Here is a 26,251-nt window from a genome sequence, read left to right as displayed (position 1 = left end):
AACTGTATTGAAGGTACTTCTATGTCACATATTAAGCAAAAAATATCTCTACTTCCACTTCTACTTTTTGTTGTTATTTACTTAGGAACTGGTATTTACTTTCAAATGAAAGGTGTTAAACATGCTTTTTATCAAGTACCTGCACCAATTGCCATTCTCCCAGCAATCTTTCTTGCATTTTTTATTACTAAGGATACGCTTAATAATAATGTTTCAAAGTTTGTAAAAGGAATTGGGCATCCGGATATTATTACAATGTGCCTAATTTACCTTCTTGCTGGAGCATTTTCTACAATTGCGACGGAGACAGGTGGAGTTGATGCAATTGTTAACTTAGGCCTATCAATAATTCCTACCACTCTCATTCTTCCAGGTGTTTTCGTTATTTCAGCGCTAGTTTCAACTGCCATGGGTACATCAATGGGTACAATCGGTGCAATTGGTCCAATAGCTCTTTCAATGGCGACCAAAACAGATATCAACCTTGGTATCCTAGCAGGTGCAGTAATGTCTGGTGCAATGTTTGGGGATAACCTTTCAGTTATTTCAGACACAACGATTGCGGCCACAAGAACCCAAGGTTGTAATATGCGAGATAAGTTTCAAGAGAACTTTAAGATTGCTTCATTTGCGGCACTTATAGCTATCATTCTCTACTTCTTTCTAATCTCTGCACCAAATGTCACGATTGATAAACCAACAAATCTCTATTTGGGAATTCCATATATATTCATCCTTCTCCTGGCCATCTTAGGAGTAAATGTATTTGTCGTTTTATCTGGCGGGATTATTCTTGCTGGAATCGTTGCTCTTTTCAATGGTTTTGATTTTTCAACTATTATCGGACTTACATATCGAGGCTTCAGTAGTATGCAAGAGATCTTTCTTCTCTCTCTTCTAATTGGCGGTCTAAGTGAGTTTATTAGATCAGAGGGCGGCCTTGACTACATTTCTGGAAAGATTCAAAAACTAATTTCTAAACTTGCCCATATAAATAAAAAAGCGGCAGACCAAATTGGAATTGGGCTTTTATCTGCACTTACAAATATATGTGTTGCTAATAACACTGTATCGATTATCATCGTTGGACCTATTGCAAGAAGGCTTGCTATACAAGGTGATATTTCCCCAAAAAGAAGCGCATCTTTAATTGATATTTTTAGCTGTGTGGTTCAAGGGCTACTTCCTTATGGCGCCCAGGCACTACTACTTGGAGTTACTTTTAAGATATCTCCATGGGAAGTCGTTACAAACTCTTATTATTGTATGATTCTTCCATTTATTGCTCTAGGTTTCATCTTTACAAGACGTTAGAGCGTATAATTTTTGCGATTTCTTCTATTTCAATTGAGATGAATGGGTATTTTTGTCATAAAGACCTATGCAAAATTCCCTAGTTAAGTATTTATTATTCATTGCCCTATCAATCCAAACACTAGCTTTAAGCGAATATGCCGCAAGCTTTGATACAGTAAATAGTGCAAAATGTAGTACAAAGATTCCAACGAATTGGCAGATCTCTCAATTTGCAAAACCATACTTAACAACTAAACTAGATGAGGCATACTCTCTCCTAGTTAAAAACTATGTTTACGATGGATTAAGATCTAAAGAAGATTTTAAAGACAAGATATTAGCAGCAAGTAAGTGCCAATCTAAAAGCTGTAAACTTAAAGAGCTATTTGAAAGTGATGAACTTATTGAAAAGTCCATCTTTCTACTTTTTAAATATGGACTCAACACTTCTCCTTACGCAAATAAAGATGCAGCACTTCTTGATCTAGAACAAATGGATGCCATTATTAAAGGTGTTAACCTACTGCCTCTTCACCTTCCCAAATTATGGAGCAGCAAACGATTAGTTCGTCATATAAAAGAAGATATAGGATACGGTACTCATGGGATGATCTTTGCAAATGCTTCTATTGAACTTTATGCTCCATGGGATAGAGAACTTGATGAAGATGGAAAGGCTTACAGCCTTTTTCATGAGCTTGGCCATAACCTCGCTTATTTTTACAACCTAAACTATTCCTCATTTTGGTGGGATATGTCAGGTTGGATCGACCATCCAATGGGATGGAGATACAATCGTAACGAAATGGTTTCTTTATACGGTCAAACAAATCCAAGTGAAGATGCGGCCGAAAGTATCGCTGCTTACCGTTTAAATCCATCACACTTAAAAAAAGTTTCTCCTAAGAAGTATGCATTTATTCGTGATTACATTTTTCTTGGCCAGGAGTATTTACAAGAAAGTAAATGTCACATTCGTCCTGTCGAAGATTACCTAAACTCATTAATCAAAGAGTCAAAACTTAAGTGTAGTACAAATGAGTGCACTCTTAAATATTTAAAGAAAGCAATTGCTAAAGATGAGAAATATCCTCACTTTTTAAAAGCAAAAGATACATTCCTAGAAAATTTTCTATAAATTACTCTGTTGGCCATTAATTTCTATTTAGTGGCCATCGCAAACTATTTTTATCACTTACATATTTCTACTAAAAGCATCTTCAACCAATTTTTAAGTACTTACACAGATAGTAAATAGACTATTGAAGTCATGATAACTTAATAAAAAGTTAAGAATTCCGATAAATTTTAGTGACACTTAAGTAAATAAAATTATCTGGGGGAATTTAGACAGCGATATGAAAAAAATAGGCCAGCTGATATTCAAACCAAAGCTACTTATATTATCACTCGCAATTATAGTGTGTTATGTTTTTATTTTTTCAGAAAATCAAAAGAAAGAATATTCTAGTAATAAAATTCAAAATAAACACTTGTTAAAAAACTATAAAAAAAATGGCATTACAAATAAGTCAAAAAAGTCAAAATCTGAAAGTTTCAAAAGTCGATATAGAAGAGGAATTGCTTCAGAGGCAACAACACCAAATAATTCAAATTCATATGACAACTACGAACAAGATGCTCGAGTCTCAAAAGTTTCTGCACAGGTGGCCAGAAACTTTTCTAAGGTAGCAAATGCAACTCCTCTAATCACCTCACCTGATTACTATCAACAATCAATGGAATACTTTAGCGAGTCACCATCTAAAGAGAATAGAAATGAGCAGCAAGATAAAAATGAAGATATAGTCTCAACTGGTGGACTAAAAGTACAAGAAGAGCAAGTAGCTCAACAAGAAGAAACGACAGAAAGTAAAAAAGGAAGTGGCAGTTCTTATATTCCAAAAAGACCTAATATCTATGGAACAATCCCACCTCTTAAAGAGTACTTTAAGACCACATCAATCTCTCTTATTTCGAAGGCATATGCGGCGCCAATTGATATAAACTGTAGTGATGCAAAAGTTGAACTCTTTGACTTAGCAACAATGACGCCTCTTGCAGACAATCCTCTTTCAGGAAATGCAGTAGAAGAAGAGACACTATTTGAATTTGATCCATTTGATCTAAGCCTTGATATGCTGGCCCCAACAAAATACTTTCTTAGAACTTCTGGCTGTAATTATGTTTTTGAAAGAATTGTAACGAGTTTCACTGACCCTCAAAATATTACCCAAGCTTCGACTATTATTTCACAGGTCGTTAAAACGAAATTAAAAGATGAAGTAAATACGATTAACAATCATACAGTTTCTTTAATGATTAGTGAATTAGAGCAACAAATAAATGCAGATGATAATCTTAGTGAGACATATTCAAAACTACAAAGCAACACAACGATAAGTGATACATTTGATAATTCATTTAGTGATGCCCATACAATTCTTGAGAACTCACTACCTGATATTAAAGAAATAACAGTTCCTCAGACACTTGAGGAGAAGAAAAGCTACCTCTTTACAATCCAAGCATATGACCATTGGTCTGTGAATTATGAAATAGCATATGAGTGGTATTTAGAAGATTTGAAAACACCATCGGCACCAGTATTGATGTCAAAGTCTGCAAGCTGGTCTTACACACCATCAGCAAACCATAGTGATGAATTTATTATTTCTCTCTTTATAGGTAAAAGCGATGGATCTGGAAATGTAATTCGAGGAAATGCAGACATACCATATCATGAATTTTCATGGAAATACCCAGATGCAACAATTGGAACGACCTTTACTGATACCTCCCCTGTTACAGCACCGTCAATACAACTTGCAGCCTCTCAAAATAATCCGACGAATAATCTAGCAATAAACCTTGAGGTTTTAACAGGAACTGAGATATCTCCAGGTCTAATGACAAATTGTGAAACCTTTTCAAAACTTGCAATAACAGAGAGCTCATCTGCACCAACAGCTCCTGAGTTTAATATAGATTGTACGGATGAGAATTTTCAAAATATCATAAAAATAATTACTACTGGAGATGGGTCGAGAAAACTCTACTTATGGGCAGTTGATCATAATTCAAAAATAAGCTCACCAAAAGAAATAGATTTTGTCATTGATCAGACACCTCCAGAAATCACAATTCCTAGTATTGTGGCCCTTAGGGCAGATACTTACTTTAATCTCGTTTGGAATATTTCAGAGCAACATGGCCTTGCCATTCTTCCTCATACAATTGAGTTTCTTGACTCAAATGGAACAAGTTGGACAACAATTTCGTCGAGTACACCTTCTGCAGATGGAGTGCTAATAAATAACTCCTTTAATCATGGTTTTACACTACCCGATCGAGCACAAACGAATGCTAAAATTAGAATAAGCTTATCTGATGCTCTAGGAAATACTTCGACAATTGAATCGAATACTTTTGAATTACAAAAAGCACTCCTTTCAACAACTCCTTCAAGTCACAATTTTAATGGAGTACCAAATAATTCAATCTCAATGGCCCAAACATTTACAATTACCAACTCAGGAACGGGAGTTACAAAGAATTGTACTTTCCCACAGCTTTCAGGGACAAATGCGAGTGAATTCCAAATTATAAATGACAACTGTGGGTCAAACAACTTAAGTGTCAATCAGAGCTGTTCATATCAAGTACAAGCAATACCAGCAACTAAAGGTGCAAAATCTGCGACATTGACTTGGACGTGCGATACTGACATTACGTCAGTAAATTTAAACTATACTTCAGAAAACGTTATCCCAACTACCGCAAGCAATCTTTCTATTACGACAGACGAAGACACTCCGATAAACTTTGATGTTAATCCATCATCTGATACAGATGGTGATCCTATTACTTATACGATTGTTACACCTCCTACTAATGGAGCACTAACAAATTGTCTAGCAAGTAACAATGACCTAAACTGTGACTATACGCCGAGTGCTAATTATTTCGGAACAGATAGTTTTACATATAAATCAAATGATGGAACTGCTGATTCCTCAGGAGTCACAACTGTTACGATTACTGTAAACTCAATTAATGACACTCCAACCATTCCGACAACACAAGCTGTTGCAACAGATGAAGATATACCTGTTACATTTGATTTAAACATTGGTTCCGATATAGATGGTGATACGCTAACTTATCATGTTTCCTCAACGACAAGTAATGGAATTCTTTCATGTACAGGGGGTACAAATAGAAGTTGTACCTACACTCCAAGTTTAAACTATAACGGAGTCGACACATTCACTTATTATGTAAATGATGGCACAATTAACTCATCGACAGCAACTGTTACGATTACGATAAATGCTATTAATGACCTTCCGGTCATGGCCGCTGACTTCAGCATAACAACGCCAGAAGACACACCGATAAACTTTAGTGTCGAATCTGCTACAGACGTTGATCCAGACACTCTAACATATACGATTGTGACTCCCCCATCTAATGGTCTACTTACAAATTGTATGGCAGCAGATGGAGACCTGAACTGTGACTATTCTCCAAATTTTAATTATAACGGCGTGGATACTTTTACATATCGTGCAAACGATGGAGTAGCCGATTCAGCAACTGTCACAACAGTAACAATTAATATTACTCCTGTTAACGACGCCCCAACTCTAGCAGAGACACAGTCAATAACGACAGATGAAGATACGCCTATTACATTTGATCTTAATGCTGGTGCAGACATTGATGGTGATATTCTAAACTATACGATCACTCTTTCTACCGGTAATGGTTTCTTAACTTGTGATGAAGGTACTAGTCGATCTTGTACTTATACTCCTTCTTCTAATTTTAATGGTTCAGATGATTTTACTTACCAAGTTAGTGATGGAGAATATAACTCAACAACGGCCACTGTTAACATTACTGTTAACGCCTTAAATGATGCACCAGTTGCAGCGGCAGATAGTTCATTAATTTTTAGAGATAATACTTTATACACAATAAACTTAGACCCAGGAAGTGATGTTGAGACAGCAACTGGCTCACTACAATATAAGATCACTCAAGCTCCTGCCGTTGGGACACTTTCGAACTGTATTGACCAGATAAGCTATGGAAGTGATCTAGTATGTGACTATATTGCACCTGTAAACACAAATACAACAGTTACAATTAAGTACGTTGTATATGATGGTCAACTAGAGTCAACGACAGAAACAACTCTAACTATTACTGTTAATGATGAGACTTCGACAGTACCATCTCTTACACCAGTAAACTTTACTGCCGGTACGTCAACAAGTTCGAACCCGATGACTCTGACTGCAGCGAGCTGTGATGATATATCTCAAGTTTTAATTAGTGAATCAACGACAACACCACTAGCTTCTGATTCAGCTTGGCAAAATTGTTCGACGGCCATTGGCACTATATCTTATGACCCAAGTGTATTAAATACTCAAGGATACCGAACTCTGCGTATCTACGGAAAAGATCCTGTGGGTAATATTTCAGCTTACGACAGTATCGACTTTATTTATGACTCCCTTGCTCCATCACTATCTTTTGATAATGTTCCGACACTTCCTTGGGGAATAAACTACGCAATAAAATGGAAAACAACAGAGGCCACTGTCAGTGCAACAAAGAATCATACTTTTTCAGTCTCATATAATGGTGGTTCTACATGGACACAACTTGGGCTTACTTCTGTAGCGACTGATGGCCCTCACTCTGATACACCATTTAGCTATAATTACACTGTCCCTTCAGGAACACTATATAATGATGTTCGCTTTAAGGTAACTCTTACGGATGATAATGGCATGACAGGCGAAGCGATCTCTAACTCATTTAGGATCGTTGAGGACTTAGGTGCCCCATTCATTCACACAGCAACTTTCAAAATTAATGGATCGACGACGCCGACTCCTACGGCAGTTAAGTATGTAAGCGTTGAATTCGATGCAGAAGACCTCGATACAGTCATTACTCATTTCTGCCTTAAAGGAAATGATACAACTCTGCCAAGCGCTAATGACGAGTGCTGGAAAGCTATGGATGCTCCTTCACCAGGGCTTACTCTAAATACGTTTATGCCTGTTCGCGACTATAGCTTCCTTCTAGGTTTTGCTCCATCAAACTTTAAAGTATCTGTTTGGGTAAAAGATCTAGCTGGAAATATTTCATCTAACCCTGATGCAACTCTTGGTAAAGACTTTGTAACAATGAACTATACTCCAGATCAGGCTCCTGTTATCTCGGAATTCTTTGTTACTAATTCTGATTCACCAAGTAGTCCAGTAGAAGATATTGATCTAACATTTAATAATGGTGATACAGTATATATCTCATGGAGAACAGTCGATAATAAAACGATTCCAGCTGGAACAACAAAATTATATTATACAACTGATGACATCGAGTTTCACCCTATTGTCTCGGCACAAAATCTAAATAATAGTGCAAATAATTGCCCGCAAGTTAACTCTGCAACAAATCCACTTGATGACAATGCAACAGCATGCTACCAGTGGACTTTCCCTCTTGCTGATGGACAGTATTTTAGGCTAAGTGTTACCGCTGCAGATAGTGCAAATCAAGATACCTCAGCAACATCTGTTGCACTTAACTCGACGAAGTTTAAAATTCTTGCAGGAAATGTTGACCCAGGAACTGGCTCATCGGCCAAGTCTGCCCAACTTTTTCCAAAATCAACACAAGCACCATACTCCCTTGCAGTTACAAGTGATGGGAAGATATTCTTTAACGATAAGGTTCGAGGTATTCTTTATATCAATCCTTTCACAAACGTTCTTGAGCAACTAATCCCAATTGGAGATGAGGTTGGTGACGGTGTAACTGTTGATCAAGCATCTGTAAAAGATGTACAAAAAATCACAATGGATTTTCAAGATCGCCTCCTGATTTGGGACGAGAATTCAATTCGTCGTGTCGATACAACAGTCGTTCCCATGACTATTGAAACAATTATTGGAATGAAAGCTGATGGAACGATTGGTACAAATCGTAGTGATATTATTCTAGACCCAAGAGATTTCAATTTAAACCGTGGTAATTCATATTCAATGTTCCAGCCACTACCTAATGGTGATATTTGGTTTAACGATCAAACAAATCGTGTAAGCAACAATAACTTAATTAGAATTTACAAAGGCTCTCTTTCTTCACCACGTTTAGAATCTAGACGAATTTCAGGTACTGGTGGAAGCTCTCCTCCAACAAGTGCAATTAGTGGAAACACTTCTGCCACGGCCGAAATGGATACAGAAATCATCTCTGCTTATCAAATTGGCTTTGACGTTAATACGAGTGAAGTTACTTCACTTTTTGCAAAATACTACCGTGGTCTAAATGGTTGTTCATACTATATGCGAGAAGAGATTGACCCTTCTACATTTGTTGCAACTGGTGTAGCGATTCCAAGCCACGATACAACTTGTGTAGATGCGTATGGAAGATCTACGAATGATGGAAGTACATGGGGATGGAGTTATCACATCGGTTACCCTACACGAGTTAATCGTTATAACCCTACAACAAACTCTTATGAAGCGACAAAACTAGGAAATGGTATTCATGGTACTTGCCCAGATGGAACACTTGCAACGAGTTGTCCAATTAGATTACAAGACTTCTTCGTTAACAAAGATGGAGTCTTCTTCTTTGTCGATGCCAATACGATCAGAGTAATTGATGCTCAAGGAAAGGTCCAAACACTCTATGGACAAACACAGTCATTTGGAGACAATGGACTCGGTCAGGATGCTCGCTTTGGAAATATTCAATTTATTGACCATGGTGTTGGAGATAATATCATTCTTGTTGACTCACAAGAAAGAATCATTCGAGAAGTTCAACCAAACGAATCAATCAACCAAGTTATTCGAGTGGCCGGAAATGGAGTTCTTGCTCGCGGCTCTTTTAGTATTAGTGCTGACCCACGAACACAAATGCTTGATACAGGAGGATGGTCGCAAAACTTCTCTATGGCAACAAATCCGGCCAATGGTGACATCTACTTCCCTTGTCGTTGGGATAATGTCTGCCTCCTTTCAAGAGCTACAAATCAGTGGTCACACTTTATGGGTCTAAACGGTGGAGGAAGTTGGACCACAACGGCCACAGTAGATGGCTTAACAATTGATATGGGTAACTATACCCCTTCTGTTAATGGTTTCTACAATGGCGGTATTTTAACTGGACACTACTCTTGGTCGGGAACTGCAAATAATAACTCGATCTTCCGCTATACAACAACGGATGGAATGTCTCAATTTATTGCAGGAACAGGTGGAGGCGTCCATGCTGGAGCAGGTTCTTGTCCAGTAGGGCCAGGGGAAAATTGTGTTTTAAAAAATGTTAGACAACACTGGAATGCATCGACTTGGGATAGTAGTGCTGGAAAAATACTTTTTGAAATGGAATACGATAGAAGTGGTGCTAAAACATTTAGACATTTATCAAATAACTATACTTCTTTCTCATCGTTTAACTACGGTGCGACAAGTTTCAGTTCTATTGTAAAAGTAGGAAGCATCATTTATGGCTGTACAGAAGACTACGAACTAATTAAGTGGGATACAGTTAGTGATTTACGAACAGTTCTTCCGATTCCAGGAACGGCCGCTTGTCACGGTTATCGTATCCTCTACAAGCCTGCGGCAAATGGAAAACCAAATCGTATCGTTTTCCCATTCCACCAAAATGGTTTACATGGTATCGCAGAGTACTTCCTAAACTAACCAGGTAACTGCCCTCTATTAAGAGAGATATGTAAGTGGAGAACCTCGTTATTATAACGATTATCTGATTCATCTGATAAACGCACAATATCTGATATCGAATCAATTTGATTCTTAATAAGAGAAAGATATCTTGGTGATATTCTACGAATCATCATTTTATTCACTAGATTTTGAAACTTAAAGTTTTTACCAAACTCCATATCCCAATCATCAAACTTCCCATATGCCTTGCTAATTGTCTCACTTTCTTCTTTTGGAAAGCGAAATTCAGTTGATCTAGCATAGATTAGGCCATCTTGTTCAAAGGCAATTTCGGCCTTGATAAGATCATTAACAACACTCTTTTTAATGGAGTATGTTTTAAGCTCCCTAATATCGAGAGCACTTCTTGAAAGAGTTAAAATGAGAAATAGGAAGTAATGAGACTTTGTTTGTGCTAGAGCATTTATTTGCATAACAGAAAGGTAGCGTTGCCCCTGATTGGCCTTTGAGATAACTTCTTCCAGCTTCTCCTCTTCCTGGTTACTCTCCTTGAATAAATAATCAAAAGAAGAAAATTGATTACGACAAAAGCTCAGAATAAGTGCATTTGCATCTTTTGTTTTTAAACACTTTGCAATTTGATTAACGATAACAGACGAAGGAAATGCACTCCCCTTTTCAATCTTAACGAAATATTGATAATTGCACTCCAATCCCTTCTTCGCCAACATTTCATAGAATGATTTCGCACTCTTATGCCCGTATGCCTTTCTAATCTTAACCAAATCTTGACCAAAGTGAACCATAAATCTCCTGACAGGCGATTATCGCCTAATAGAATACTTTTCAATGGATTATCGGAATTATAGAACTCATTCATTAATAAAATTTGGAGATAATAATTAATGAGAAAGCTAATTGCTCTGCTACTAATTTGCCTTACAACTTATGCTGGAAACGGTGTTGAGCGTGGAAAAGTAATCCTAACAGGACAGTTTGAGATTCAAAAAGAAATTAGAAATTATCTTTCAAAAGAACTGACGAAGTGCTCTCTAGGAATAGCACAAGAGCGCTTTAATATTAAAAACATTGCAATTACAAAAGATAAAGTTGATCAGGGTATTACTGATTACTACTACAAAATTGAGCTTACACACTTAGATAATATTGGAAATAACCTTAATGACATCAAGATCGAAATTGAAGATGCTGATTATAGTAACTGGCGCCGTTACGAAGAGAAGCTTTCCATTCAATTACTATCTGATGTGAAAGGAAATTGTAATCTTTAATTATTAATACACGTATAAACAACGGAGAAAAAAATGAAATTTATTTTAGTAGCACTAATGACACTTTCGGCATCAGCTTCAATTATCAACTCAACTTTTGAAGCTCGTCACAACGACAAAATCGTTGATGCAATCATCAACGAGTGTAACGTAATGAAAGACCTTACTCTTGTAGCAACAAAGAAAGAAAAAGTTGTTGTTGATCAAGGGATCGTAGATTACAAGTTCGTATCAACTTTCACAGGAAAGCAAAGATACGATCAAAATATGTTTGATCACTACGAAATTACAGTTGAGTCTTGGCTATTTGATGGTTATGACCACAATACAAAAGAAGCTAACTGGTACTATGTAGATTCAGTTGAATGTGAAATGACAGCAGAGATGCAATAAAATAGAAAGGCCTCACACGAGGCCTTTTTTATTATTTTACGCTTTCGAAAGCTTTTAAAATATCTTTTCTAGTAATAATACCAACTAGCTTATCCCCATCACAAACAGGAATTCTCTTAAGTTGTTTTTTCATCATAAGCTCTACTACAGCTGTTAGAGAGTAGTCAGAAGTAACAGTCGTTACATTCTTTGTCATAATCTCTGAAAGAGGCTTATTCTTAGCTTTCTTATAAATATCTTCAACGTCACCAAGATTATAGTCCATTCCAAATAGTCTCTTAATAGAAGCAAGAGCATGTGGGATTTCTACTTCTCTACCGATGAAGTCCGATTGAGTTACAATACCAACTAATTTGTCAGCGCTATCTAAGATTGGCATAACACTCACACCTAGATCAAGCATTGCTTTTGCTGCATCTGCAACAGTTTGAGTATCGCGACAAGTTGTTACATCTTTAGTCATAAATTCAGTTACTTTCATATAAACCTCAATTTTGTATTAATCCTCACTATTTTAACTTAAACTTGGCCCCTTAGCTATCATTATGAACAAGTGCCCAAAACCGAGAAAAACGATAAGGTACTAAAAATTAATATACATTATGCATCATTTTTGGCCGTTACTTAATTTGACACAAAATTAAAGCCAATTTAAAGTATAAAAATGCTAATTGTTTATATAGTCATCTCGATTGGCGTCTCCTTTGTATGCTCGATCATGGAAGCAGTTCTGCTATCAATTACCCCTAGTTTCATCTTAGCGTCTCAGCGTCAGAACCGCAGCTATGCCTCAGCATTAAAGAAGTATGCCTCAAATAAAGATGAGGCCATCTCCGCAATCCTCACACTTAATACTTTTGCCCATACTCTTGGTGCAGCAGGTGTAGGTTCAGAGTCGATTCAAATATTTAAAGATATGGGAATAAGTGGTGCAAACCTAGAGTATTATCTTTCCGCTGTTTCTATTGTCTTAACTTTGGCCATTCTCTATCTTTCAGAAATTATTCCAAAGTCTCTCGGACACCATTATTGGAAAAGTTTAACTCCATTTTTATTAAAGATTCTACCGCCACTAATCTTTATCCTTAAGCCGATTCTATTTATTTCAATGACATTAATGAGGATGTTAAAAACTGATCCTGAGCATAAAATGAGTCGTGAAGAAGTCGAATCAATGATTGAGCTAGGTGTGCAAACGAAGGCCCTTGCCAAAGATGAAGGTGAGTTTTTAAAAGAGTCCCTACTCGCTTCACGAAAAGTGATTGAAGAAGTTATGACTCCCGCACGCAAGGTCTTCATGGTTAATATTGAAGACACTATCTCATCTGTTTACGATCTAAAGGCACCTGTTACACGTATCCCATGTTATGGTGAGAATGTTAACGACATCAGTGGCTACATCCATAAAGAGGATATTGCCAAATCAATTATCGAAGACAATAGCGCTAAAAAGCTTTATGAATTAGATATCATCAGGCCCATTGCTATTATTAATCGCCAGACTCCTCTTCGAAACCTCTTCAAACGCTTCATTCGAGAAAAAGAACATATCGCCATGGTTAGTGATGATTACGGCACAATACTTGGGGTAATCACACTTGAAGATATTGTTGAGACCTTCTTTGGGATTGAAATCATGGATGAATTTGATGAAGTAGAAGATCTACAGAGTCAGGCAAAAGATGAGATTTTAGCAGAAGAAAAAAAAAGAGAGCACTTATAGTGCCCTCATATGAACCTTAATCTTTAAATGTTAGTGGCATTTGAAGGTATCTTACACCATTATCCTGAGGTGCAGGCATATGCCCGCCACGAATATTTACTTGTATACTCGGTAGCAGAAGTTTTGGAGCAGCAAGCGTCTTATCGCGACTTGTGCGAAATTTTACAAACTCTTCGCGACTAGTTTCGGCCTTAAGATGCACATTCGTTTTCTTATTCTCACCGATTGTACTCTTATACCTTAACTCCCTTCCACCTGGCTGATAGTCGTGTCCAGTATAGACATTAGTCTCGTCTGGTAGAGTGTAAAGTTTATTTGTAATTGAATCATAAAGAGCATTTGCGTCCCCACCAGGAAAGTCACATCTTCCTGTACCATAATCTGGCATAAAAAGAGCATCTCCCGTAAAAACATTATTTCCAATTACAAATGAAGAACATGCCGGAGTATGTCCAGGAGTGAAAATCGTTTTGATCTCAATAGTTCCAGCAACAAGTGGCGCTTCTTCATTTAAGAAAGCATCGAAGTCCTCAAGTTTAATCTCTTTTAGAATATTAAATCGTTCACCAAATACTTCTTGAACAATCTTGATATTCTCGTTTATTGCCACTTTCACACCAGGAAAGAAATCCTTGAGCTTTAATGCTCCTGTAAGGTGATCCGCGTGAGCGTGAGTTTCTAGAATATAGTGAGGCTTAAGTCCCGCTTCTTTAACAAAGATAGCAACCTTTTCAACTGACTCTGTTGTGATAGTTGATGATGCCTGATCATAATCAAGAACTGGATCGATAATCACAGCATCCTTCGTCACTTCATCATAAACAACATAAGTTAGTGTGTAAGTTTGCTCATCAAAGAATGTTTTTATATTTAAATTATCCATAATTTCCTCCTATCATAGAGTAAATAAATTTATGGGAAAATACATTGACCCCCATCAAGGTTTAAGAAAAATTAATCCCCTATACTGATTTCAGGAGGAAATTAACATGGCATATCTATTAGCACTTATTGCAGGAACAACTCTTGGTCTTTTAGGCGGCGGGGGCTCAATTCTAGTGGTTCCAATTCTGGTTTATATTGTAAAAATTGACCCTAAAATCGCAATTACAATGAGTTTAGCAATTGTAGGTCTAACAGGCTTTATGGGGACACTAAGACATCATAAGAATGGTAATGTTATGGTTAAACTTGCCTTTCAATTTGGTGCTATGACAATGCTTTCCACTTATCTTGGTACCTATCTCGCTTCTTTCATTAGTGGACAAGTTCAACTTTATATCTTTGCAGGAATTATGCTACTGGCCTCAGTTTCAATGCTTAAAAATGGCAAGAATATCAAGGTTAAATCATCATCAAATCTAACAATTTTTGGGGCAGCGAGTGTTGTCGGTATTGTCACTGGTCTCATTGGAGTTGGAGGTGGGTTCTTAATTGTTCCAGCACTTGTAAACTTTTTTAACGTACCAATGAAGAAGGCCATTGGAACTTCTCTTCTAATTATTGCAATTAACTCTCTCATTGGATTTGTAGGAAATATTATCAACTCTCCTAATCTTGAGTTAGATTACCAATTTATTGCAATCTTTACAGCTCTTGCCATTGTTGGATCACAACTTGGATCAGCACTGACTCATAAACTTCCACAAGATAAATTAAAAAAGATTTTTGGCTACTTCTTAATTGTAATGGGGATCTTTATGATAGTTAGAGAAACACTACTCTAGTCTCTTTTTTAATTTCTTCAAATATTTCTTCATCAGAACACCATATAATTTAACGACGACCTCTGGCTTTGCATTAAAGCCAAAGGTCTCTTTAATCATACGACGGTCAAAGTCCACCACATAAGTAAAAAGAGTTCCGTTTTCACTTTCATTAAACATGCGGTTGCTTCTTAAAAAGTATGGATTTGATCTAACAGTTTCAAATAATGCCTGATAAGGAGCATTCAATTTAATTAGCTCTGTTGTTGTTATAAAGTTTTTACGAATTCCGATCCAAGCATCTTCTCTAAATATGCTACCAACTTCAAATGTTCTTGAGTTTGTGGCCATATCATTAACTTCACTTCGCCAATGATGATCATTCATTGGATCCGCTACAAATTCAAACACCTCTTCAATAGGTGCATCGATTTCGATACTGCCAGTAACTTGGACTGTCTCCAGTGCATAAGAAAGTGTAGATATTGTTGCTGCTATAATTAGAATAAGTTGTCTCATATAAAAATGATGGCAATCTTAACTTAATCTGGCAAGTTTACGTCCAAAATACAAAACCAATTGAATGACTAAAACGCTCAAGAATGCGCTTATTCCAAGTGCTCCACCATAACCTTTAAGGTGCGGAACAAGGTATTGAAAAAAAAGAGCAAAGAAAACTGAACCAATGACAATAGTATAATTATGCATTTTTGTGGGACAGCTCATTCCAACAAAAGTAGAACCAAAGAATATCACGGCCATCATTTCGTAGTTAGGAACTGTAAGATATAAAATTGCGTAGGCAATTATTGTTAAAAGAGCGGAAGCTCTAATGGCCCCAAACGTCTTTAGACGAGACAGATGAAAAGTCGAAAGCGCTCCAATAAGAGAAACTCCAATTGCGGTTATCATATAATACTCCCCTTGATAAAGAAGAATAAAGCAACGCTAACAAAGGCAATTGTTCCAAGCTTTCCACCAAAACCTTGAAAGATTCTTAAAGTATAAAAATATAAAATTGCACCAATGAGAGAGATCCCAAGAATTTCCCAGTAATTAGTCACTAACTCACTTGAGCACATTCCTGCAAAGCTTCCACTATAGACCGCTGCTTGCAATGTCATTCTCATTGGAATAAGACCTGCAATCAAACCTACAGAAGCGGAGGCCAAGACTGGAGACCAGCCTAGTTGTGAATGTAAGATGAAACAAAAAAGGCATCCTAAAAAGAATGCCCCAAATTTGTATAAAAATTGTATTCTCATGCCCATCTATCTTAGAGCAATGATCTTAGTTTTCCAATACGTAATGGAAAACAAGTGGTGCAACGATTGTCGCATCAGATTCGATAATGAACCTTGGAGTCTTTGAAGATAGTTTCCCCCAAGTGATTTTTTCATTTGGAACAGCACCTGAGTACGAACCATAACTTGTAGTCGAATCAGAGATCTGGCAGAAGTATGACCATAGAGGAACATCATCTTCCATATCTTGGTTAAGCATTGGAACAACACAAATTGGGAAGTCTCCCGCGATCCCTCCTCCAATTTGGAAGAAGCCGATTCCGCCATCTCCACAATTTTCAGGGTACCACTTAGCAAGGAACATCATATATTCGATACCATTCTTAACAAGAGAAGGCTCAAGCTCTCCTGTTAAGCAGTATGAAGCAAAAATATTTGCTGTCGTTGAATCTTCCCAACCTGGAACGATAATTGGAAGGTTCTTTTCACAAGCGGCCATAACCCAAGAATTTGCAACATCTGTTTCAAACTCTTTTGCAAAGTCTTCACGACGAAGAATTCGATATAGGAACTCGTGAGGAAAAAGTCTCTCCCCTGCTTTAGCAGCGTTTGACCACTCTTCAAAAAGATATTTTTGTAACTTTCTAAATGCAGTCTCTTCTGGAATACATGTATCTGTTACGCGGTTGAAACCTTGAGCAAGTAGCTCTTCTTCCTCTTCAGGACTTAGGTCTCTATAGTTTGGAATACGCTTGTAGTGATTATATGCGATTAAGTTCATGATATCTTCTTCAAGGTTTGCACCAGTACAAGAGATAATTTGGACTTTATCTTGGCGGATCATTTCAGCAAGAGAAACCCCAAGTTCGGCCGTACTCATGGCACCAGCAAGAGTGATCATCATCTTCTTCCCACTCTTTAAATGATCAACATATGCCTTTGATGCATCAACAAGTGAAGCGGCATTAAAGTGACGATAGTTGTTGCTAAAAAATTGGGCCATTGTGCTCATAATAATTCTCCAGAGAAAGCCTAAATAGAACGAGACTTATTACACCACAATATAGATCCAAGTCTACATAAATTAGTCAAAAATATTGTAATTAGAAGAGTACATGAGCCCTACCACACTATTATCAGAAGTACTGTCTTGTTTCTGGTAGTAAAGGCCAAAAATTGGGCTAGCTTTTCGATTGGAAAGCTTAAATCCAAGCGAAGCTTCATACGTTCGAGAGATACTGCTCGGTAAGTCTTCCGTAACACGATTCTCTATCTCACGGTATTGAAGGCCAAATAAAAATGAGTAAGTTGTTCCTTTGTAAAATTTAGACATCGTATATTCAGGAGTACTCAATCCAAATTTAAGCCATATATCATCTGAAAAGTTATTTCGATTTTGCTCTTGGTTCGGATCAAAAGAAATAATATCTTTAGAAATATCATAGAATATTTCAAATGAAGGCGACCAACTATCTGATGATAAGTAACTGTAGCCAATATTTAATCCCGTATTACTCTTATAACTCGGTTTACTTACAACTCTATTAAATACGGCCGGATCTGCATCAACACGAGAAAAGCTCTCCTGAGTACTTGATGAAGAATATTTGATCCCAGGAAAGAGAACCGAAGCACTCAAAAAGTGCTTCCTTTCGATATAAGATGCACTTAAAAGAGTATTAATAATAATATACTTTGTTCGATCATTTACTGTTTCAAGATATTCGCTACCAGCAATATTCCCATAGAAAGTAGCAAATGTTTTTGAAGACTGAATATCAAGACTACCAGAAAAACCGACGGCGAATTTATCATTTAGCTTCTTTGCTGCGCTAATTCCAAGCACCGTTTCTTCGGCCTGAATATCTGCACTTCCTTTAAATTCATTCGTACTAAAATTGATCGTTCCATTATTTGTTCCACTATAGGTAACAAAATTCGTGAATGTTATGCCAAAGAAGTCCCCTGCAAAACCTGTGAAATAAGGAATGAACTGACTCTCAAAATCGCTACCAGCTGTTCCCTCTACATCAATATCTTGTCTAGCGTACATGAGGCCAAAATAAATTTTAATCTCATCGTGTTTGAGGTAGGCCGTGGCCGATGGAAATACCAAGGCCGCGCCTATGTCACCAGGACGTGCAGTTGTATTTCCAAGAAATCCTGCTTCATGACCAATTGGTAAGGAGAATACATTAAATGAAATAAGTATAAGTATGAGAAATCTAGTGAAATACATAGGAAAAATTAAATCACCCTAAGTAAATAAAGTCTATTCCTATAAAAAATGAACTTAATCGTTGATATTAACTTTAGTTTGATGTATCAAACCATAGTTCAAACAAGCAACCAATCTTACTAACAAAGGATATAATATGTTAAAAAGATCTATCTTATTGATTTCATTAGGCTTAGGTATGAATGCCACTGCTGCAACAACTGCGCAGTCAGTAATTGAAGCTTACTCAAATCTTGTTTATAAAACTTACTCAGAGTCTCTTGATAAGGCGATTGTACTTCAGGAAGACGTCGAATTCTTCATCTCTAACCCTGGGGTAATGACTCTAGAGATGGCGAGAGAGTCTTGGAGACAAGCAAGAGCTCCATATGGCCAATCAGAAGTTTTTAGATTCTACAATGGCCCTATCGATAGCGATGAAGGACCAGAAGGATTACTAAATGCATGGCCACTTGATGAAGCATATATCGACTATGTTGAAGGTGCTCCTAATGCAGGTATCGTAAATAATATTGCTGATTACCCAGTAATTAATAAAGAACTTCTTTCATCACTTAACGAGCTTAACGGTGAAAAGAATGTTTCAACTGGTTACCATGCAATTGAATTCCTACTATGGGGACAAGATCTATCTATTGATGGTGCTGGTGACAGACCTCATACAGACTATGTAATCGGTCTTGGAAAGAACGCACAAAGACGAGCTGTATACCTTTCAACAGCAACAGATCTTTTAATAGATCACCTTCAAACACTTGTTGATGCTTGGGCACCAAATAAAGCTAACTATAGAGCTGAATTTGTAGCAAAAGATCAAAAAGAATCTCTTAATAATATTCTTTCAGGAATGATCTTCATGTCTGGTGATGAGCTTTCAGGTGAAAGAATGTTCGTAGCTTGGGAAACTCAAGGCCAAGAAGATGAGCACTCATGTTTCTCAGATATGACTCATATGGATATCCAGTGGAATTTCTGGGGTATTGCAAATGTACTTAAAGCAACAGGAATCCTAGCACTAACAGACAACACTGTTCTTGCAACTACAATTGATAACAGAGTTGCAAAGATCAATAAAATGCTAGCTGGTCTTCCTGTACCATTTGATCAAGCAATCCTTGACGAGAATGCAAGACCAGAAATCCTAGCTTCTATCGAAGAGATGGAACAACTTGCAATTGAGCTTGTAGAAATTTCTGAAGAACTTGAGACGCCAGTACAATGGTAAGAGCTCTCCTTCTTACATTTTTGTGCGTATTTAGTCTCAATACTTACTCCAGTGATAAGTTCCCGGCCGGTGCCGGGACTACACTGGACCTCTCAGTTAATGCTTTCTCACACCCTATGAGTGGGACACGTGGAATGTTAAGGCGTCAGTTTCAAGTAGGTAATAGCTTTTTTAAAGGAGCTTGGGTTACCTCACCTTCATCTACTCCATTAAGAGATGGCCTTGGTCCAATTTTTAATGCAACATCTTGTACAGCATGCCACCTACTTGATGGACGTGGACGAGGCCTTCCAGATGTTGACGGAAAAACTGATATCTCTCTTCTCTTTCGCTTAAAAAAAATTGGTGCTAATGGAGAAACCACTCCACATTCAAAATATGGAGATCAATTTCAACCTCACAGTATTGAAGGTGTTAAAGGCGAAGGTGAAGTCTTCGCTAAGTTTGAAACCATAAAGGGCAAATTTGCTGATGGCCAAGCCTATGAACTAAAAAAACCAAATTACATCTTTAGAAAACTAGCTTATGGAAAATTAGGCAACAACACAATTGTCTCACCGAGAGTCGCTCCACAAATGATTGGACTTGGACTTCTTGAGAATATAAATGAAGAAGATATCCTTGCAGGAGCTGATCCCGAGGACTTAGATAATGACGGTATTTCAGGCCGTGCAAATTATGTCTTTTCAATAGTTGAACAAAGACAAACTCTTGGACGCTTTGGCTGGAAAGCTTCACGTCCAAACCTGCTAGAACAAAATGCTGCAGCTTTCAATGGTGATCTCGGTATAACAAGTTCCCTCTTTCCAACTGAGGAGTGTAGTCTTGTCCAAATTGACTGCCTAGAGAAACAAACACAGCAAGATATCTCTAATGAACTTTTAGATAAAGTTACACTTTATACGCAATTAATTTCAGTCCCAGTAAGAAGAGATTTCAATAGTCCGAGTGTATTAAATGGTAAAAAAGTTTTTCATCAAATAAATTGTCAAGCATGCCACAGACCTGAGTTTACAACAGGTACAAATTCGAAATTTGAAGTATTAAATAATCAAAAAATCTACCCATATACAGATATGCTACTACACGACATGGGTGATGAATTGGCCGATGATACTCGTTCATATCAATTTGAAGCTAAGGCCACGACAAGAGAATGGCGTACTCCGCCACTCTGGGGACTTGGCCTTGTAAAAACAGTCAATGGTCATACTCGCTATCTTCATGATGGACGAGCACGTAATTTACAAGAGGCCATACTCTGGCATGGTGGAGAGGCCAAGCAAGCAAAGAATAATTTTATAAAGTTAACAAAGAAAGATCGTAACGATCTCATTAAATTTCTTAGGAGTTTGTAATGAAGAAACTAATTCTATTAGTAACACTTCTATCGAGTCCGGCCATTGCTCAAATATGGCCACTACCAACAGGCACTACTTACCTTGTAAAAGGTACTGGTTATGATTGTGGAACATTCATTAGTCGTTATAAAGTTGAATATACAACGACTCCAAAACTTTTTTCAGATGCAGGAATTAACTTTGATCTTTTAACGGCAGATAGTGACCTAAATGTTTTCTCAATTGAGTCATCTTGGGTAACGACATCAGGTCAGACTTGTAACTTCGGCCTCTTCTTTAATCGTGCCAGAGAGACAAGAACATTAGAGCTTGATTATACAAAATCAATGTCAGATGGGGATGCAAGTGAATGTGTTGCAAATGAAGAGCTACTAAAGAGCAAGCTTCAATCATCAGCTTATGAAGCATCAAAAAGAGGTATTCGCTATATAGCCGTAGATATTCTGAATGAAAAAACTGAAGTCTGCGACGGAGAGCGTGTTAGACTAATTTTTGATAGACGAGCTAACTAATAATCGGTGGCACTAATGTGCCACTACGCTCTTTTAAGTGGAAGAGTGAACACAAAACGAGTTAAAAAAGAGTCTTCATCAAGGTAAAACTCCCCTCCATGTTTTTCGATATTACTTTTTGAAATACTAAGACCTAATCCCGTTCCCCTATTCTTCTTCTTAGTTGTAAAGAATGGCTCCATTATCTTGGCCTTTATATCATCTGGGATGCCTCTTCCAGTATCTGTAATCGAAACTTCAACATAGTCATTGTCATACTTTCTAATAGGTATTGCCTTTAGGTTAATCCTTCTTTCCCCGTTAACTTTAATGAGTTCATCAAATGAGTTATTAATTAGGTTTAAAAGAACTTGTGCAATCTGAACAATTGAGCCATGAATAACAATTGACTCATCTACATTAATGTTGAATTCAATATCATTTTCTTTAAATTTCTCATAACAAAGTGATGTTACATCCTCAACTGCTTCAATAAGGTGGAAGTCTTCAAATCGTGACTTGTCTCCATCTTTTGCGAGATGCTTTAGGCCTTTGATGATCTTTGAAATCCTAAATGCCGTGCTTGAAATACGCCCAGCATTTTTCTTGATACTTTCGAGACCGGTTCTTTGATAAATTCGATTAGCACTTAAATCAATAATCGTGAGAGGATTATTAATTTCATGAGCAATACCACTTGCCATCTCACCAATCGATGCCAGTCTTGCCGAGTTAATAATTTGAGATTGCTGCTGAACAAGCTGTACAGTTCGGTCATGGACATTTCTTTCCAGTTTCTCATTCACTTTAATAAGCGAATCCTTATAACTGCGCTGTTTTTCGAAGAAATAAAGTAAAATAAAAAAGAAAATACAAAGACAAACAAAACAAGCAAAAACAACGAGAAGCTCTGATTTATACTCGTGATAGAATTGGAAAAAGCTAGACGAGTAACTAATGATCTTAGAGTTTTCCGGCAATTTATTGATATTAATCTTATATCTCTTTAACTGATCCAGATCAAAAACAAGATCATTAATAGAATGAGTTATGATAGGAATTTCTGAAATTTTCTTTTCTCCATAGATGTACTCATCGGCCATACGAGCGATTTCTCGGCCATAGGCCCTACCATCAGAGAGATTTCCCCCAACTATCCCTTTATTAAGTAGGAACTTTAGAAAACCATAGATTGGTTGCTTAGAGTACTTGCTAAGAGTCCTAATATTTTCATCGAATTTAAAGTACTTTCCATCACGATCTCTAGCATAAACCCCAAAGAGAACTATTGAATCATCTTCAAAATGCTTGGCCATTTCATAGATTTCTTCCATATTGTAATTTTCAATATAGATAACTTTTTGCTTTAGCTGCATTTTTTCAAACGAGCTTTCAAATTGTTTTTTAAGATAACGACCAGAGGGAGAAAACTGCGTATTTATCACATATATCTTAGTGGCAGTAGGATTAATTTTCAGAGCACCCTTAACTGTAGGTATCACATCAAATGTTTCAACAACTCCAGTAAAGTTCTTTTCAGTTCGGTAGATATCACGCTTAAACTTATCATAGCCATTTACACCACTAAAAATTATGGGAGCATCATTGAAAATCTCTCTTCGATACTTGATTGCAAAATCAAAGGCATAATCATCAGTTGTTACAATTAAATCAATTTTATGAGAGCTAAATTTTGTCGCGTAGAGTTCTGCTAAGGCTTCATCATAATCGCGTCCAAAAAATCTTTTAGAATCCATATACTCTGTATAAAAATTCATTGAATATTTATGACGACTCTGTAAGTGAAAACGAAAGGAGCTATCAATTTCTTCCGTCCAAATATTCCCTTTTTCATATGAGTGGAGCATAAGAATATCATAAGAACCTGCCGCACTAGTAAGTGAAGAAATAAGAATAAATAAAATGAAAATTAGTCGATAGACGGCCTTAAGTAAAATCATTCTAAATAAATATCACTTAATCTTCGTATTGTAATCAGTTATTTAGGCAGTTGGTAGCTGAATAACGAAACGGGTGTTAGGGCTCGACCTATCCACGAAGATACGGCCTTTATGATGCTCAATTATATTCTTACAAATACTTAGACCTAGTCCAGTACCTCTTTGATCAACCTTAGTAGTAAAGAATGGCTCCATGATTCTTTCAAATATCTCTTCAGAAATGCCTTTTCCAGAATCTGTCACTGAAATTTCAACGATATCCTTTTCTTTTCTTCCTTCGAGCTTGATCCAGCGCTCACTATCTCCCTGAACTAATTCATCAAAAGAATTATTGAGAAGGTTCAAAACCACTTGTGAAATCTGTACTGGTGCCCCATGAACCTTTAGGTTCTCGTCGACATCAATCTTAAAGTGAATTTCGTTCTCTTTAAATCTTGCCTGACAAATTGAAATGACATCTTCAATAGCAACCTTAATATTCACGAGTTCACTAGTTAGACTAGCATCCTCTTTGGCCAGTTGCTTGAGTCCTTTAATAATTTTTGAAATACGATCAACAGTTAGTTTGATTTTTTCTGCCGACTTTAAGACAACTTCATTATCTGACAATTGAATAATTCGATAAGCACTTAAATCAATGATTGTTAGTGGGTTATTAATTTCATGAGCGATCCCACTTGCCATCTCTCCAATCGAAGCAAGCTTTGCAGAATTGATAAGTTTCGACTGCTGCTCAATTAACTGTCTTGTTCTTTTTTCAACTCTATCCTCTAATTGTTCATTGATTCGAAGAACTTCTTTCTTATGCTTCTTTTGTTGCTCAAAATGATAAGCAAGAACAACTAAACTAATAAATAAACACGCAAAAGAAAAAAGAATAAACCAAAACTCGAAAGTATACTCTTCATAGAAGCGCAGCAATTTATTATTACGATTTATAATTTGTGAATTAACTGGTAGCTTATGGAAATCAAGACCAAATTTAACAATTTTAGCGTAATCAAAAATAGCTGGTGCCTCGACATCCTCAACTATAGCAATCGAATTAATGTCTTCACCAGCAATAATCTGATTAGCAATTAAAGCTGCTTTCTTCCCGTAGAGCTCACCACTTGTAAAATATCCACCAGTCAAGCCGTAAGGCAAATAGTATTTCAAGAAACCATAAATTGGCACGTTTGAGCGCCTTGCTAACTCACGAAGGTTTTTTTCAAAGTCTAAAAAATTTCCATCACGATCACGAGAAAAACCGCCATAAAGAGCAAACGATCCTTTTTCTAAATTTTCAACTTTCTTATAAAGGCTATCTGCTGATATATCCTCTAGGTATTCAACTTTATCTGCGAGTCCTAACTTGGAAATTGATTTTTGAAATTCTTTCTTTAAATACTTACCTGATGGTGTATGAATCGTATTAATTACATAGAATTTTTTAGCTTTTGGATGCAGGCTTTGAGAAAGCTCGAGCATTTTATCAATTTTGAAACTCTCAACGAGTCCGGTGTAATTTTTTTCGAGTCGATATTTCTGTTTAAATTCATCACTGTAGCCGTTAACACCGGTAAAAATAATCTGACTATTTTGAAAAAGTTTGTCTCGATACTTCATGGCAAAGGCAAACGCATTGTCATCTGAAGTAATAATTAATTTAATATTTCGATCAGAGTACTTTATTGAGAATAGATTATAGAGCCTCTCACCATAGTCTCGCCCGTAGAATCGCTTAGAGTCCATATACTCTGTATAAACATCTAAGTGATTGCTTTCACTATGAAGGTTTTTCTTAATCGACTGATCAATAAGATCTGTCCAAATACTATCTCGAGAGTAAGAGTGCAGTATAAGTATCTCGTACTTATCCATCGCTAAGCTTGGAAAGATTGATAGGAAAAACGTGAATGTTAAAATTAATGCCCTGGCCCAGTTCACAACTTTATAATTAACATTTTATCGCTAAAATGTATTGATAAAATTTATCGATTTAGCAATAAATCTTCATAAAGCGCTGAAATCACACTATAGAATTAAGTAAAAATTAACCTCAATATCATCATGCACAGTTGCGATCCATATCGATGGATCCGGGATTTCGAGCTTCTTTAAAGACAGTACAGATTTTCCAACCAGTGAGGTTTTACCATCTGCAGCAATATTTTTTTCAATGAAAATATCCACAGAATGTTTCTTATTTCGAACCTCTATAATTCCCGAATTTAACTCACCTAGTCTAACCGGTCCAGGAATACGAACAATAATATAAGGATTCTGATTCACTTCAAGACACTTCTCATACATTTTCTCATTACGAGACTCATTATCTGTATCTAATTCTTTGGCATCGATTTTAATTGAAATATCTTTGTATCTTCCATTTTTATTTTTTTTATACGTAATACTAGCGACTTTAACGACACCTTGAAAATCAGTAGTTATCACACCGGCCTTTGTCGACGACATATTAAATATGATTCGATTTTGAGCATTGACGGCTTGCTCAAAGCTTTCATACTTCAAGCTCAACTGTGATGCTGAAATATTACTTACTTGTAAAAAAATTAAAATAAAAACGATTTTATAATATTTCATAT

General features: G+C 36.7%; 21 protein-coding genes. 10 read left to right on the top strand and 11 right to left on the bottom strand.

Annotation, left to right across the window (positions count from 1 at the left end; genetic code table 11):
• Nucleotides 1-21 precede the first annotated feature (21 nt).
• The 3 genes from ACMAWV_RS13865 to ACMAWV_RS13855 all read left to right on the top strand — a co-directional run bounded on the left by ACMAWV_RS13865 (nucleotide 22) and on the right by ACMAWV_RS13855 (nucleotide 10,043).
• On the top strand, nucleotides 22-1,314 hold the full coding sequence (locus ACMAWV_RS13865) for a Na+/H+ antiporter NhaC family protein (protein ID WP_412463210.1): 1,293 nt from the start codon (nucleotides 22-24) through the stop codon (nucleotides 1,312-1,314).
• Nucleotides 1,315-1,381: 67 nt separating this feature from the next.
• Nucleotides 1,382-2,434: a hypothetical protein gene (locus ACMAWV_RS13860; RefSeq protein ID WP_412463211.1), complete on the top strand. Its 1,053-nt coding sequence runs from the start codon at nucleotides 1,382-1,384 to the stop codon at nucleotides 2,432-2,434.
• Between the two features lie 355 nt (nucleotides 2,435-2,789).
• A complete protein-coding gene (locus ACMAWV_RS13855) occupies nucleotides 2,790-10,043 on the top strand; it encodes a tandem-95 repeat protein (protein WP_412470165.1) in 7,254 nt (2,417 codons plus the stop codon).
• Here the strand turns inward: ACMAWV_RS13855 and ACMAWV_RS13850 are convergent.
• Nucleotides 10,040-10,834, bottom strand: coding sequence for a hypothetical protein (locus ACMAWV_RS13850; protein ID WP_103218166.1), 795 nt, complete (start codon nucleotides 10,832-10,834; stop codon nucleotides 10,040-10,042). The genes ACMAWV_RS13855 and ACMAWV_RS13850 overlap by 4 nt on opposite strands.
• Nucleotides 10,835-10,933: 99 nt before the next feature.
• On the opposite strand from ACMAWV_RS13850, the gene ACMAWV_RS13845 reads away from it, so the two are divergent.
• Both ACMAWV_RS13845 and ACMAWV_RS13840 read left to right on the top strand, forming a co-directional pair.
• A complete protein-coding gene (locus ACMAWV_RS13845; protein WP_392992642.1) occupies nucleotides 10,934-11,320 on the top strand; it encodes a hypothetical protein in 387 nt (128 codons plus the stop codon).
• Nucleotides 11,321-11,353: 33 nt separating this feature from the next.
• Entirely contained in the window at nucleotides 11,354-11,713 is a 360-nt protein-coding gene (locus tag ACMAWV_RS13840; protein ID WP_103218168.1) for a hypothetical protein, read from the top strand.
• Between the two features lie 31 nt (nucleotides 11,714-11,744).
• On the opposite strand, the gene ACMAWV_RS13835 is transcribed toward ACMAWV_RS13840, so the two are convergent.
• A complete protein-coding gene (locus ACMAWV_RS13835; protein ID WP_103218169.1) occupies nucleotides 11,745-12,194 on the bottom strand; it encodes a CBS domain-containing protein in 450 nt (149 codons plus the stop codon).
• Between the two features lie 183 nt (nucleotides 12,195-12,377).
• Between ACMAWV_RS13835 and ACMAWV_RS13830 the strand changes: the two genes are divergently transcribed.
• A complete protein-coding gene (locus tag ACMAWV_RS13830; RefSeq protein ID WP_103218170.1) occupies nucleotides 12,378-13,436 on the top strand; it encodes a CNNM domain-containing protein in 1,059 nt (352 codons plus the stop codon).
• Nucleotides 13,437-13,452: 16 nt separating this feature from the next.
• Here the strand turns inward: ACMAWV_RS13830 and ACMAWV_RS13825 are convergent, their stop codons facing one another.
• Complete coding sequence (locus tag ACMAWV_RS13825; protein ID WP_103218171.1) at nucleotides 13,453-14,319, bottom strand: MBL fold metallo-hydrolase; 867 nt, start codon at nucleotides 14,317-14,319, stop codon at nucleotides 13,453-13,455.
• 106 nt (nucleotides 14,320-14,425) lie between these two features.
• On the opposite strand from ACMAWV_RS13825, the gene ACMAWV_RS13820 reads away from it, so the two are divergent.
• Complete coding sequence (locus ACMAWV_RS13820; protein WP_103218172.1) at nucleotides 14,426-15,163, top strand: sulfite exporter TauE/SafE family protein; 738 nt, start codon at nucleotides 14,426-14,428, stop codon at nucleotides 15,161-15,163.
• Here the strand turns inward: ACMAWV_RS13820 and ACMAWV_RS13815 are convergent.
• The 5 genes from ACMAWV_RS13815 to ACMAWV_RS13795 form a co-directional block, all read right to left on the bottom strand.
• Nucleotides 15,155-15,661 (bottom strand): SRPBCC family protein, encoded by a 507-nt coding sequence (locus tag ACMAWV_RS13815; RefSeq protein ID WP_412470166.1) that lies wholly within the window; start codon nucleotides 15,659-15,661, stop codon nucleotides 15,155-15,157. The genes ACMAWV_RS13820 and ACMAWV_RS13815 overlap by 9 nt on opposite strands.
• Nucleotides 15,662-15,679: 18 nt before the next feature.
• Nucleotides 15,680-16,054 (bottom strand): hypothetical protein, encoded by a 375-nt coding sequence (locus tag ACMAWV_RS13810; protein WP_412463213.1) that lies wholly within the window; start codon nucleotides 16,052-16,054, stop codon nucleotides 15,680-15,682.
• Nucleotides 16,051-16,407: a hypothetical protein gene (locus ACMAWV_RS13805; protein ID WP_412470167.1), complete on the bottom strand. Its 357-nt coding sequence runs from the start codon at nucleotides 16,405-16,407 to the stop codon at nucleotides 16,051-16,053. The genes ACMAWV_RS13810 and ACMAWV_RS13805 overlap by 4 nt, the downstream gene beginning before the upstream one ends.
• Nucleotides 16,408-16,432: 25 nt before the next feature.
• The gene (locus tag ACMAWV_RS13800) at nucleotides 16,433-17,398 is read right to left on the bottom strand and encodes a deoxyhypusine synthase family protein (protein WP_103218176.1); all 966 of its coding nucleotides are present in this window, start codon (nucleotides 17,396-17,398) and stop codon (nucleotides 16,433-16,435) included.
• Between the two features lie 72 nt (nucleotides 17,399-17,470).
• On the bottom strand, nucleotides 17,471-18,625 hold the full coding sequence (locus tag ACMAWV_RS13795) for a hypothetical protein (RefSeq protein ID WP_103218177.1): 1,155 nt from the start codon (nucleotides 18,623-18,625) through the stop codon (nucleotides 17,471-17,473).
• Between the two features lie 136 nt (nucleotides 18,626-18,761).
• Between ACMAWV_RS13795 and ACMAWV_RS13790 the strand changes: the two genes are divergently transcribed.
• Genes ACMAWV_RS13790 through ACMAWV_RS13780 form a run of 3 tightly spaced genes read left to right on the top strand, consistent with a single transcriptional unit; the run spans nucleotide 18,762 to nucleotide 21,723 of the window.
• Entirely contained in the window at nucleotides 18,762-19,850 is a 1,089-nt protein-coding gene (locus ACMAWV_RS13790) for an imelysin family protein (RefSeq protein ID WP_103218178.1), read from the top strand.
• On the top strand, nucleotides 19,844-21,208 hold the full coding sequence (locus ACMAWV_RS13785) for a di-heme oxidoredictase family protein (protein ID WP_103218179.1): 1,365 nt from the start codon (nucleotides 19,844-19,846) through the stop codon (nucleotides 21,206-21,208). Before ACMAWV_RS13790 ends, ACMAWV_RS13785 begins: the two co-directional genes overlap by 7 nt.
• Nucleotides 21,208-21,723: a hypothetical protein gene (locus ACMAWV_RS13780; RefSeq protein ID WP_412470168.1), complete on the top strand. Its 516-nt coding sequence runs from the start codon at nucleotides 21,208-21,210 to the stop codon at nucleotides 21,721-21,723. The genes ACMAWV_RS13785 and ACMAWV_RS13780 overlap by 1 nt, the downstream gene beginning before the upstream one ends.
• A 23-nt stretch (nucleotides 21,724-21,746) precedes the next feature.
• On the opposite strand, the gene ACMAWV_RS13775 is transcribed toward ACMAWV_RS13780, so the two are convergent.
• From ACMAWV_RS13775 to ACMAWV_RS13765, 3 genes are all read right to left on the bottom strand, one after another.
• The gene (locus ACMAWV_RS13775; RefSeq protein ID WP_412470169.1) at nucleotides 21,747-23,663 is read right to left on the bottom strand and encodes an ATP-binding protein; all 1,917 of its coding nucleotides are present in this window, start codon (nucleotides 23,661-23,663) and stop codon (nucleotides 21,747-21,749) included.
• A 42-nt stretch (nucleotides 23,664-23,705) separates the two neighbouring features.
• Nucleotides 23,706-25,592: an ATP-binding protein gene (locus tag ACMAWV_RS13770; RefSeq protein ID WP_412475800.1), complete on the bottom strand. Its 1,887-nt coding sequence runs from the start codon at nucleotides 25,590-25,592 to the stop codon at nucleotides 23,706-23,708.
• A gap of 87 nt (nucleotides 25,593-25,679) precedes the next feature.
• Nucleotides 25,680-26,249 carry a YceI family protein gene (locus tag ACMAWV_RS13765; protein WP_412470171.1) on the bottom strand — a complete coding sequence of 190 codons (570 nt, stop codon included), beginning with the start codon at nucleotides 26,247-26,249 and terminating at the stop codon, nucleotides 25,680-25,682.
• Nucleotides 26,250-26,251 lie beyond the last annotated feature (2 nt).

The sequence above is a fragment of the Halobacteriovorax sp. RT-1-1 genome (genome assembly GCF_047085455.1).
Lineage (GTDB): Bacteria > Bdellovibrionota > Bacteriovoracia > Bacteriovoracales > Bacteriovoracaceae > Halobacteriovorax_A.
This window is presented reverse-complemented; position numbering and strand designations above follow the sequence as displayed.

Bases quoted from the DNA above. Each gene is read 5' to 3' on its own strand.
- ACMAWV_RS13865 (WP_412463210.1), top strand. From the start codon at position 22: ATGTCACATATTAAGCAAAAAATATCTCTACTTCCACTTCTACTTTTT.
- ACMAWV_RS13860 (WP_412463211.1), top strand. From the start codon at position 1,382: ATGCAAAATTCCCTAGTTAAGTATTTATTATTCATTGCCCTATCAATC.
- ACMAWV_RS13850 (WP_103218166.1), bottom strand. From the start codon at position 10,834: ATGGTTCACTTTGGTCAAGATTTGGTTAAGATTAGAAAGGCATACGGG.
- ACMAWV_RS13845 (WP_392992642.1), top strand. From the start codon at position 10,934: ATGAGAAAGCTAATTGCTCTGCTACTAATTTGCCTTACAACTTATGCT.
- ACMAWV_RS13840 (WP_103218168.1), top strand. From the start codon at position 11,354: ATGAAATTTATTTTAGTAGCACTAATGACACTTTCGGCATCAGCTTCA.
- ACMAWV_RS13835 (WP_103218169.1), bottom strand. From the start codon at position 12,194: ATGAAAGTAACTGAATTTATGACTAAAGATGTAACAACTTGTCGCGAT.
- ACMAWV_RS13830 (WP_103218170.1), top strand. From the start codon at position 12,378: ATGCTAATTGTTTATATAGTCATCTCGATTGGCGTCTCCTTTGTATGC.
- ACMAWV_RS13825 (WP_103218171.1), bottom strand. From the start codon at position 14,319: ATGGATAATTTAAATATAAAAACATTCTTTGATGAGCAAACTTACACA.
- ACMAWV_RS13820 (WP_103218172.1), top strand. From the start codon at position 14,426: ATGGCATATCTATTAGCACTTATTGCAGGAACAACTCTTGGTCTTTTA.
- ACMAWV_RS13815 (WP_412470166.1), bottom strand. From the start codon at position 15,661: ATGAGACAACTTATTCTAATTATAGCAGCAACAATATCTACACTTTCT.
- ACMAWV_RS13810 (WP_412463213.1), bottom strand. From the start codon at position 16,054: ATGATAACCGCAATTGGAGTTTCTCTTATTGGAGCGCTTTCGACTTTT.
- ACMAWV_RS13805 (WP_412470167.1), bottom strand. From the start codon at position 16,407: ATGAGAATACAATTTTTATACAAATTTGGGGCATTCTTTTTAGGATGC.
- ACMAWV_RS13800 (WP_103218176.1), bottom strand. From the start codon at position 17,398: ATGAGCACAATGGCCCAATTTTTTAGCAACAACTATCGTCACTTTAAT.
- ACMAWV_RS13795 (WP_103218177.1), bottom strand. From the start codon at position 18,625: ATGTATTTCACTAGATTTCTCATACTTATACTTATTTCATTTAATGTA.
- ACMAWV_RS13790 (WP_103218178.1), top strand. From the start codon at position 18,762: ATGTTAAAAAGATCTATCTTATTGATTTCATTAGGCTTAGGTATGAAT.
- ACMAWV_RS13785 (WP_103218179.1), top strand. From the start codon at position 19,844: ATGGTAAGAGCTCTCCTTCTTACATTTTTGTGCGTATTTAGTCTCAAT.
- ACMAWV_RS13780 (WP_412470168.1), top strand. From the start codon at position 21,208: ATGAAGAAACTAATTCTATTAGTAACACTTCTATCGAGTCCGGCCATT.
- ACMAWV_RS13775 (WP_412470169.1), bottom strand. From the start codon at position 23,663: ATGATTTTACTTAAGGCCGTCTATCGACTAATTTTCATTTTATTTATT.
- ACMAWV_RS13765 (WP_412470171.1), bottom strand. From the start codon at position 26,249: ATGAAATATTATAAAATCGTTTTTATTTTAATTTTTTTACAAGTAAGT.